General features: G+C 49.5%; 2 rRNA genes. Both read left to right on the top strand.

Annotated features, from left to right (window positions below):
• Positions 1-135: 135 nt before the first annotated feature.
• Positions 136-3,052 (top strand): 23S ribosomal RNA (locus JCM10991_RS11415).
• An 86-nt stretch (positions 3,053-3,138) separates the two neighbouring features.
• Positions 3,139-3,254: ribosomal RNA gene (rrf, locus tag JCM10991_RS11410) — 5S ribosomal RNA — on the top strand; the annotation flags it as partial.

Raw genomic sequence — 3,254 nt, 5'->3', positions numbered from 1 at the left:
CAAACTTGTTCTTTGAAAACCAGATATAATTATTCTATTTCTTAAATTTAAACCGAGAAATACACCGCGTTTTAAAGAGTTTAAAACAATTAAATTCGCGTATAATACTCATAACCGATTATATTAATAATCAGAGGTTAAGTTATTAAGGGCGCATGGTGGATGCCTTGGCACTAGGAGCCGATGAAGGACGTGACTAACTGCGATATGCTTCGGGGAGCTGTAAGTAAGCTTTGAGCCGGAGATTTCCGAATGGGGAAACCCAGCGGGTTTAACCGCCCGTTACTTCCAGGTGAATACATAGTCTGGATAGAGGTAGACGTGGGGAACTGAAACATCTAAGTACCCACAGGAAGAGAAAGAAAATTCGATTCCCTGAGTAGCGGCGAGCGAAACGGGAAGAGCCCAAACCGAAAGGCTTGCCTTTCGGGGTTGTAGGACAGAACATTGGAGTTACCAAGAAATGAAGTAGCTGAATTAGTTGGGAAACTAAGCCAAAGAAGGTGAGAGCCTGTAAGTGAAACTTCGTTTCCTCCGTTCTGGATCCTGAGTACGGCGGGACACGTGAAACCCCGTCGGAATCCGGGAGGACCATCTCCCAAGGCTAAATACTCCCTAGTGACCGATAGTGAACCAGTACCGTGAGGGAAAGGTGAAAAGCACCCCGGGAGGGGAGTGAAAGAGTTCCTGAAACCATGTGCCTACAAGTAGTCAGAGCCCGTTAAAGGGTGATGGCGTGCCTTTTGTAGAATGAACCGGCGAGTTACGCTAGCATGCGAGGTTAAAGCGGAAAGGCTGGAGCCGTAGCGAAAGCGAGTCTGAAGAGGGCGTTTTAGTATGTTGGTGTAGACCCGAAACCAGGTGACCTACCCATGTCCAGGTTGAAGGTGCGGTAAAACGCACTGGAGGACCGAACCCGTGTATGTTGAAAAATGCTGGGATGAGGTGTGGGTAGCGGTGAAATTCCAAACGAACTTGGAGATAGCTGGTTCTCTCCGAAATAGCTTTAGGGCTAGCCTCGGAGTTAAGGATAGTGGAGGTAGAGCACTGTTTGGACTAGGGGCCCATCTAGGGTTACTGAATTCAGATAAACTCCGAATGCCACATATCTATATCCGGGAGTCAGACTGCGAGTGATAAGATCCGTAGTCGAAAGGGAAACAGCCCAGACCACCGATTAAGGTCCCTAAATATGTGTTAAGTGGAAAAGGATGTGGAATTGCACAGACAACTAGGATGTTGGCTTAGAAGCAGCCACCATTTAAAGAGTGCGTAATAGCTCACTAGTCGAGTGATCCTGCGCCGAAAATGTAACGGGGCTAAACACATTACCGAAATCGTGGATGCAAACGTAAGTTTGCGTGGTAGGAGAGCGTTCTAAGGGCGGTGAAGCTAGACCGTAAGGACTGGTGGAGCGCTTAGAAGTGAGAATGCCGGTATGAGTAGCGAAAGATCAGTGAGAATCTGGTCCACCGTATGACTAAGGTTTCCTGGGGAAGGCTCGTCCTCCCAGGGTTAGTCGGGACCTAAGCCGAGGCCGAGAGGCGTAGGCGATGGATAACAGGTTGAGATTCCTGTACTAGTTAAACTTGTTTGAACAATGGAGGGACGCAGGAGGCTATCAATGCGCACGATTGGAAATGTGCGTCCAAGTAGTAAGTCTTGAAATGAGTCAAATGCTTATTTCTTTAAGGACAAGCTACGATGGGAAGCGAAATTATAGTAGCGAAGTGAGAGATGTCACACTGCCAAGAAAAGCTTCTAGTTAGAGTTTAATTACCCGTACCGCAAACCGACACAGGTAGTCGAGGCGAGTAGCCTCAGGTGAGCGAGAGAACTCTCGTTAAGGAACTCGGCAAAATGACCCCGTAACTTCGGGAGAAGGGGTGCTGCACTCCGGTGCAGCCGCAGTGAATAGGCCCAGGCGACTGTTTATCAAAAACACAGGTTTCTGCAAAATCGTAAGATGACGTATAGGGCTGACGCCTGCCCGGTGCTGGAAGGTTAAGAGGATGGGTTAGCGTAAGCGAAGCTTTGAATTGAAGCCCCAGTAAACGGCGGCCGTAACTATAACGGTCCTAAGGTAGCGAAATTCCTTGTCGGGTAAGTTCCGACCCGCACGAAAGGCGTAACGATCTGGCACTGTCTCAACGAGAGACTCGGTGAAATTATAATACCCGTGAAGATGCGGGTTACCCGCGACAGGACGGAAAGACCCCATGGAGCTTTACTGTAGCTTGATATTGGGTGTTTGTATAACTTGTACAGGATAGGTAGGAGCCGTAGATGTCGGGACGCTAGTCTCGACGGAGGCGTTGGTGGGATACTACCCTCGTTGTATGAACACTCTAACCCGCGCCACTAAGCGTGGCGGGAGACAGTGTCAGGTGGGCAGTTTGACTGGGGCGGTCGCCTCCTAAAAGGTAACGGAGGCGCCCAAAGGTTCCCTCAGAATGGTTGGAAATCATTCGCAGAGTGTAAAGGCAGAAGGGAGCTTGACTGCGAGACCTACAAGTCGAGCAGGGACGAAAGTCGGGCTTAGTGATCCGGTGGTTCCGTATGGAAGGGCCATCGCTCAACGGATAAAAGCTACCCTGGGGATAACAGGCTTATCTCCCCCAAGAGTCCACATCGACGGGAGGTTTGGCACCTCGATGTCGGCTCATCGCATCCTGGGGCTGTAGTCGGTCCCAAGGGTTGGGCTGTTCGCCCATTAAAGCGGTACGCGAGCTGGGTTCAGAACGTCGTGAGACAGTTCGGTCCCTATCCGTCGCGGGCGTAGGAAATTTGAGAGGATCTGTCCTTAGTACGAGAGGACCGGGATGGACATACCGCTGGTGTACCAGTTGTTCTGCCAAGGGCATCGCTGGGTAGCTAAGTATGGATGAGATAAACGCTGAAAGCATCTAAGTGCGAAACTCACCTCGAGATAAGATTTCCCATTCCTTTATGGAAGTAAGACCCCTGAGAGATGATCAGGTAGATAGGATGGAAGTGGAAGTGTGGCGACATATGAAGCGGACCATTACTAATCGGTCGAGGACTTAACCAAGAAGAGTCAAAGGAAACGTGGTTTTCGGATAAAAGAAAGATAATTATAGCTGGTTTTGAGAGAACAAGGTTCTCGCAAATAAATAGTGCAGTGATGATGGCATCAAGGATACACCTGTTCCCATTCCGAACACAGAAGTTAAGCTTGATAGCGCCGAGAGTAGTTGGGAGATCGCTCCCTGTGAGGGTAGGACGTTGCTGTG

This window comes from Ligilactobacillus equi DSM 15833 = JCM 10991, assembly GCF_000615765.1.
Taxonomy (GTDB): Bacteria; Bacillota; Bacilli; order Lactobacillales; family Lactobacillaceae; genus Ligilactobacillus; species Ligilactobacillus equi.
Note: the sequence above shows the minus strand (reverse complement) of the source record. Positions and strands in the feature narration are given on the sequence as shown.